Consider the following 6,303-nt stretch of genomic DNA (forward strand, 5'->3'; position numbering starts at 1 on the left):
TCAGACGTTGTAGCGCCGGCCCTGCGCGAGCGGTTCGATGACGCTCGCGCTGGTGTCGAAGTCATCCGGGTAGTGGATGAGCCGCATCCGGGCGCGCAGCTCGGCGGGCAGCGCCGCCAGCTTCTCGTAGGGCGTGTGCACGCCGTAGTTCGTCTCGTGGATGATGAGGTCCGCCTTGGAGAGCCAGTCGATGAGGCCCTCATCGTAGGCGGTGTCCGCGCTGTACCCCAGGCAGCGCCCCCCCGCGTGGATGCGCAGCGCGGTGGTGGGGACGTGGTGGTACGTCATCCGGCTCTCGATGAGGAAGGGCCCGTGCCGCACGGCGGTCTCCGTGGAGAGCGGCGTGTGGTCGAAGTAGTCCTCGAAGTGCTTGTCGTTCGGCGCCTCCCCGCGTCGCTCGATGAGGCACTCCATGCCCGCGGCCAGGTTGCCCTCCCACAGCCGGTCCGCGACGGCGGGGTGGGCCAGCACCTCCAGCTTCCGCTGCAGCACGAAGAAGGAGAAGTAGCCCAGGCTCTCCAGGCCCGACGCGTGGTCCGCGTGCAGGTGGGTGAGGGCCACGGCGCTGACGCGGTCCGCGTCCAGGGGCACGCCGGAGGACTCGGACGCCTCGCGCATCATCTTCCGGATGGGGTGCGGGCAGTCCACCAGCAGGACCTGGTCCTCCGCCTCCACGGCGAAGCAGGACGAATAGCGCAGGGCGGAGAAGGCGTCGCCGATGCCAAGGGTGAGGAAGGACAGGCTCAAGGCAGGCTCCGGAGGGAAGGGTCGAGTCGCTCCCGAAGCTTCGCCGCGACGGCCGGTGGACAGAAGGCGGAAACGTCCTCGCCGCGCGCCACGCGCGCTTTGAGTCCGCTGCTGCTCACCTCGGCCAGGTGGGCTTCGGCGGGAAGGAAGAGGGTGGACAGCTCGGGCGCCAGCGCGCGGTTGTTCTGCGCCAGCGTCGTCTCGAACTGGGCGTCCGTGGCGCCGCGCACGCCGCGCAGCAGGACGCTGGCGCCGATGTCCCGCGCGAAGTCGACGATGAGCCCCTGCGTGCGGGCCACGGTGACGTTGGGATGGTGCGCCACGGCTTCGCGCAGGAGGGCCACGCGCTCGTCGGCGGACAGCAGGCTCTCCTTGTCCGGGTTGACGGCCACCACCACGACGACGTGGCCAAAGAGGCGGGCCGCCTGCCGGACAACGGACATGTGGCCGGCGGTGACGGGGTCGAAGCTGCCGGCGTAGACGGCGATGGTCATCACGACACCTCGGGAGCGGCCTCGGAGGCCAGGCTCCGGGGCGGGTGGAAGGTGAGGGCGGCGTACAGCGTGCCCGCCGCGCACAGGAACGCGGCCAGCATGAAGTGGCCGGCGTAGCCAAGGGCCTGGGCGCTGAAGCCACTCAGCGCGGCGGCGGCGCCCGTGGCCAGCACCACCAGGGAGGCCTGCACGGTGTAGTCCGTGGCGGCGTGCTCCGGCCGGCAGGCGTCCATCATCGCGGTGAAGACGGCCGCGGTGGCCATGCCGCTGGCCACGTGCTCGACGGCGCAGACGAGGGTGAGCAGGGGCAGGGACGTGGCGCCATGGGCCACCAGGGCGTACAGCAGCACCGCGCCGGCCTGGAGGACTCCGAAGACGAGCAGCGCCCGCCGCCGCCCGAGCCGCACCACCAGGCCGCCTCCCAGCAGCGCGCCCACCAGGCCCGCGGTGAAGCCCACGCCGCCGAGCATCCAGCCGATGGCCGTCAGCGACAGGCCCGCGTCGACCAGGAAGGTGCGCAGCATCCCGGTGGCCAGGGCTTCCCCCGCCTTGTAGACGACGAGCAGCGTGAGCCACGCGCCGGCCCCTGGCCGCTTCAGCCACCACCACAGGCCCAGGCTCTGCGCGGGCGGAGGCGCGGTGGGGGGCTCGCGGAAGAGGGCGATGGGCACGGTGGCCAGGAGCAGCAGCGCGCCCAGCGCGAGGAACGTGGGGCGCCAGCCCACCGCGTCGAAGACGGCGAGCATCACGCCTCCGCCCAGAATCATCCCGACGCGATAGGCCGCCACCTGGACGCCGTTGCCCCAGCCGCGCTCGGACGGCGCGAGCAACTCCACCGCCAGCCCGTCGGTGGCCACGTCCTGCGTGGCGGCCAGGAGGTTGATGCCCAGCACCGCGGCCATCAGCAGCCGCGTGTCCATGCCGCCTTCAGGGAGCGCGAGCGCCAGCAGGAGCCCCGACGACAGGCACTGCAGCGGCAGGATGTAGCCGCGGCGCCGGCCCCACCTCGCCGAGCCGTGCCGGTCCATGGGCGGGGCCCAGAGGAACTTGAGCGCCCAGGGCAGCGCCAGCAGGTGCGCCAGGCCGATGGAGGGCAACGACAGGCCCTGGTGGCGCAGCAGCACGGGCAGGGCCTGGGTGAAGAAGCCGAAGGGGAGCCCCTGCGACAGGTAGAGGCTGGAGAGGAGCCCCAGCTTCGTGGCCGTCCTCATGCGTCCTCCTTCGCGCCGGCCGAGTCCAGCAGCCCCGCGGCCATGCGCTTCACCGTGCTGGCGGCGGAGCCCGCGGGGACCAACCCCGGGACACTGGCGGCGAGCACGAAGTAGCCCTGCACGGCGGCGAACAGCCCGGCCGCCAGCGCGGGCGCCTTGCGCCGCCCCACCACGGCGGCGACGAGCGACGTCAGGTGCTCCAGGTCGGCGCGCACCACCTGCTCGTAGACGGCTTGGACTTCGGGCTGACGGATGGCCTCCGCGCTGATGGTGACCCAGCTCGCGACGGCCGCTGGTGCCGCGTCGTCGCCCGTGGCGAGGAAGGCCTCCACGAAGGCCTCCACGCGAGCTCGGGCGTCCGGGCCCTTCACCCGCTCCAGCCGCGCCGCCACCCGCTGCCGCGCCCGCGCCGCGAGCTGCTCCACCAGCGTGAGGAGAATCTCCTGCTTGCCGCTGAAGTGGTAGTGCACCAGCCCTGGACCCAACCCCGCCGCCTTCGCGATTTCACCCACGGAGGCGCGCTCGTAGCCGCGCTCCGACATGACCTTCAGCAGGCCCGCGACAATCTGCTGACGGCGCTCCTCGGTGTTGGATGGACGGGGCATGGCGACCTGTTTATTGGTTGGTTGACCAACTTATAGGCAGGGTAGAGCTGGGCGTCAACCCCACCTGCCCCTGGGGGCCGCTGCTAGCGTGGGGCGCATGACACGAACCGCCCGCCGCTGCCGCGGGGTGATGCTGACGGGAGTCATGGTGGGCCTCTGTCTGGGCATGCCGGGGCCCTGCCGCCGCCGTGCGGCCCCAATGACCCGCCTGTTTCCTGCGACGCGAAGATGGTCGCCCTGAAGGTGCAGGATGGCCGGGGGACAACCGCCCTCCGCGCCGAGTCCGGAAACGAGGTCCATGTGCGCTGGCCTGACTGGAAGGGCACGTTGCGTGTGCTGGCGACTCGCAATGACTCCGGGCGCTACGAGGTCTCCGTGGGGCTGTCAGGAAAGACCACGTCCCTGAAGCGCGCGGTCCGCAAGAAGAAAGGAGCGGCGCTCACGCTCGTTCCCGGCAAGGACGTGCCCGCGGGCTACTTCGGCGCGGCGGGGCACCCCGTGAAGTTCATGCTCGATGAATGAGGTGTGGCCATGAAACTGCTTCGCCTCGCGCTCCTGGGGCTCGTCGTGGCCTTGTCATTCTCCGCCGGGGTCTGGTTCAGCAGTGATTCCGTCACGTCGCAGGTGTCGGCCGTGTCGGCCGGGGAGGCCTCCGTCCAAGCCTCCGCCGCTGTCGCACCCGCCGCGCGCCCCGCACCTCGTCCGTCGGAGGCTCCGAAGCGGGACGCGACCACGCCGGCGGTGGCAGGTGAAGCCACCGTGCTTCGCAGGCTCCTGGCGCCGGTCACGCCTCCCTCGGTCGAGCCCAAGTCCGAGCAGGACACGGCGCCCGAAGAACGGCCCCTCGCCTTCGCGCCCGAGCTGCCCGAACTGCCCGAGCCCTTCACGCCCAAGGGCTTCGAGCGCGTGGCCTTCCGTGCCGCCAACGAGTGCGGCATGGGGCTCGACGTGGTGGTGGTGGACTGCTCCGAATTCCCCTGCATCGCCTGGACGCAAGCGAAGGACGACACCGTGCAGAAGTTCTCCATGTCGGGGTGCGCCCCCTGGGAGGAGGCCTTCCAGCACCGGACGATGGTCGTCGCGAGCGGGCAGTTCAAGGACGGCGACGCCGGTGCCCGGTACCTGGCGTGGATGCCGCTGCCCGTGGACCCCGAACTCCGGCGCATCGCCATGCGGCGCGCCCGGGAGCGCACCGATGGCATGAAGGAAGCCCTGGGGTTGCGGTAGCCCCCGCGCCGCCTCAGGCCGGAACGGCGCCCGCGTGGATGACGACCTCGCGCGCGGAGACGAGCGCCTCGATGCCCGCGGCCACCATGTCCGGCACCTCCAGCGCCGGGAAGTGGCTGGTGGCGGGGAGCTTCAGCACGTGGAAGCCCGGATGCTCCACGCCGAAGTCCACCTGCGCCGCCAGGTAGTCGTGTGACTCCGGCCGCGCATACAGGTGCATCGTGAGCGGCATGGGCTCCAGCGTCGCGAGCGCTCGCAGTGGAGAGCGCTCGCGGGCGTAGGCTGCGTCAATCTCCCGCCCGGCGCGGGCCCACATGGCCTCGTCGAACGCGCCCATGTCATCGCGCACGAAGCGGCGGATGGCGTCGTCGTCGAGCCCCTTCAGCCAGCCCCGGAGCAGGCCGTCTCGCACCTCGCGCCAGCGCTCCGTCTGGAGTCCTCGCACGGCGCGGAGGAAGGCCGGGCGGGGCTCCGTGGCAATCCAGTCCAAGAGCACCATCCGCGGCACCCGCGCGGGGCCCAACGCCCGCCGCAACTCCAGCGCCCACCAGCCCGCGTGGGACATGGCCACGGGGACGATGTGCCGCGCGCCGCTGGCCTCGATGACGGCGAGCAGGTCCTCCAGCACCGTGGTGCTGTCGAAGTCGGCGCCGCCTCCTTCGGACTCGCCGTGCCCGCGAATGTCCACGGACAAGACGCGCCGGAAGGCGGAGCAGCGGGGAAGCAGCTTCTGGAAGCTCGCCCGGGTAGTGCACCACTCGGGGATGAAGAGGAGCGCGGGCTCGCCCTGGCCTACGTCGTCGTAGCGGATGCGGGCGCCGCCGCGGGTGTGTACTTTCGGCATGTCGTCCCCTCCGTGGAAGCGTCGGTTGGTTCTCGTCGGAGGGTGCGCAGGCCCGGCCTGCATGTCAGCAGGCGACACGGCAGGGGCCAATCCGGCCGGGCGGAGGGCCGCTGTCTCAGTTATTTCATGTTTCGCGTATTATCCTGCTTCGTTTCCCGGGATGACCCCGGCAGGAGATATTCACATGCAACTGAAGTCGCTCATGGGGAGCTGTGTGCTCGCGGTCGCCGTGCTGCTGGCGGGCTGCGGTGGGACGGAGCTGGAGACGGCCGTCTCCGAGGACCTGGGCGTCCAGGAGAGCGCCATCAGCCTCTGTCTGCCGGGGGCTCCCTCGGGTTCGCTCTGTGGCAATGGCGGTACCTGCGTCTATGAATACCGGACCCAGACCTCGGCGCCCTGCCGTCCGAAGTGCTCGACGAGCGGAACGTGTAGCGGCTCACAGGTGTGTTGCCCCGGGCCGAACCTCCCGTACTGCATGCCGGCTTACCCTGGTTGCTTGCCGCTCATCCCCCCGCCCGTGCCGTAGCCCCAGCGCGGCGTCGCGCTCCGGCGGGAGCCGCCGGAGCGCTTCACCGTCTGCAAGCGCCGCTCAGAAGGTCAGCAGCGTCGTCACGCGCTCGCGCCCCAGCCGGTTGGGGCCTTCGAGGAAGTCCAGGCTGAGGAGGAAGCTGAAGCCCACCAGCTCGCCGCCGAGCCGGGACACCAGCTTCGCGGTGGCCTCCGCCGTGCCTCCCGTGGCCAGCACGTCATCCACGACGAGCACGCGCTCGCCCTGGAGGATGGCGTCCTCGTGCATCTCCACGCCGTCGGAGCCGTACTCCAGCGAGTAGCGCTCCACCACCGAGCGGTGCGGCAGCTTCCCCGGCTTGCGCGCGGGCACGAAGCCCACGTTGAGCGCCAGGGCGATGGGGGCACCCAGCAGGAAGCCTCGGGCCTCCACGCCCACCACCTTCGTGACGTGCTGCCCCCGGAAGGGCGCCGACATGGCGTTGACGACGCGGCCGAACAGGCGCGGGTCCGCCAGCACGGGGGTGATGTCCTTGAAGACGATGCCGGGCTTGGGGAAGTCCGGCACGTCCCGGAGCCGGGCCTTCAGGTCGGCGACGAGGGTGGTATCGGTCAGGCTCGGGACGGGCAGGTTCATGGCGTGCGCTCCAGCGGGGGAGGAAAAACGG

Annotated in this window: 9 protein-coding genes; 3 read left to right on the forward strand and 6 right to left on the reverse strand. The window is 71.3% G+C overall.

Annotated elements, in window-relative coordinates; all coding sequences use genetic code 11:
* The 4 genes from HV826_RS28870 to HV826_RS28885 are packed head-to-tail and all read right to left on the reverse strand — an operon-like array spanning position 1 to position 3,057.
* Complete coding sequence (locus tag HV826_RS28870; protein ID WP_176420195.1) at positions 1-747, reverse strand: MBL fold metallo-hydrolase; 747 nt, start codon at positions 745-747, stop codon at positions 1-3.
* Positions 744-1,241: a pantetheine-phosphate adenylyltransferase gene (gene coaD, locus HV826_RS28875; RefSeq protein ID WP_140794461.1), complete on the reverse strand. Its 498-nt coding sequence runs from the start codon at positions 1,239-1,241 to the stop codon at positions 744-746. Before coaD ends, HV826_RS28870 begins: the two co-directional genes overlap by 4 nt.
* A complete protein-coding gene (locus tag HV826_RS28880; protein ID WP_176420196.1) occupies positions 1,241-2,452 on the reverse strand; it encodes an MFS transporter in 1,212 nt (403 codons plus the stop codon). Before HV826_RS28880 ends, coaD begins: the two co-directional genes overlap by 1 nt.
* The gene (locus HV826_RS28885; protein ID WP_176420197.1) at positions 2,449-3,057 is read right to left on the reverse strand and encodes a TetR/AcrR family transcriptional regulator; all 609 of its coding nucleotides are present in this window, start codon (positions 3,055-3,057) and stop codon (positions 2,449-2,451) included. The genes HV826_RS28880 and HV826_RS28885 overlap by 4 nt, the downstream gene beginning before the upstream one ends.
* A gap of 228 nt (positions 3,058-3,285) precedes the next feature.
* Here HV826_RS28885 and HV826_RS28890 point away from each other — a divergent pair, with 228 nt between their 5' ends.
* Both HV826_RS28890 and HV826_RS28895 read left to right on the forward strand, forming a co-directional pair.
* Positions 3,286-3,579 (forward strand): hypothetical protein, encoded by a 294-nt coding sequence (locus HV826_RS28890; protein WP_176420163.1) that lies wholly within the window; start codon positions 3,286-3,288, stop codon positions 3,577-3,579.
* Between the two features lie 9 nt (positions 3,580-3,588).
* Positions 3,589-4,284 carry a hypothetical protein gene (locus HV826_RS28895; RefSeq protein WP_255217470.1) on the forward strand — a complete coding sequence of 232 codons (696 nt, stop codon included), beginning with the start codon at positions 3,589-3,591 and terminating at the stop codon, positions 4,282-4,284.
* Between the two features lie 13 nt (positions 4,285-4,297).
* Here HV826_RS28895 and HV826_RS28900 read toward each other — a convergent pair whose 3' ends face one another.
* Positions 4,298-5,128: an alpha/beta fold hydrolase gene (locus HV826_RS28900; RefSeq protein ID WP_176420198.1), complete on the reverse strand. Its 831-nt coding sequence runs from the start codon at positions 5,126-5,128 to the stop codon at positions 4,298-4,300.
* A 184-nt stretch (positions 5,129-5,312) separates the two neighbouring features.
* On the opposite strand from HV826_RS28900, the gene HV826_RS28905 reads away from it, so the two are divergent.
* Positions 5,313-5,654, forward strand: a complete 342-nt coding sequence (locus HV826_RS28905) for a hypothetical protein (RefSeq protein ID WP_176420200.1) — start codon at positions 5,313-5,315, stop codon at positions 5,652-5,654.
* Between the two features lie 63 nt (positions 5,655-5,717).
* Here the strand turns inward: HV826_RS28905 and HV826_RS28910 are convergent, their stop codons facing one another.
* A complete protein-coding gene (locus HV826_RS28910) occupies positions 5,718-6,272 on the reverse strand; it encodes an adenine phosphoribosyltransferase (RefSeq protein ID WP_176420202.1) in 555 nt (184 codons plus the stop codon).
* Positions 6,273-6,303: the final 31 nt, after the last annotated feature.

This window comes from Myxococcus sp. AM010, from assembly GCF_013372585.1.
In the GTDB taxonomy this organism is placed as follows: domain Bacteria; phylum Myxococcota; class Myxococcia; order Myxococcales; family Myxococcaceae; genus Myxococcus; species Myxococcus vastator.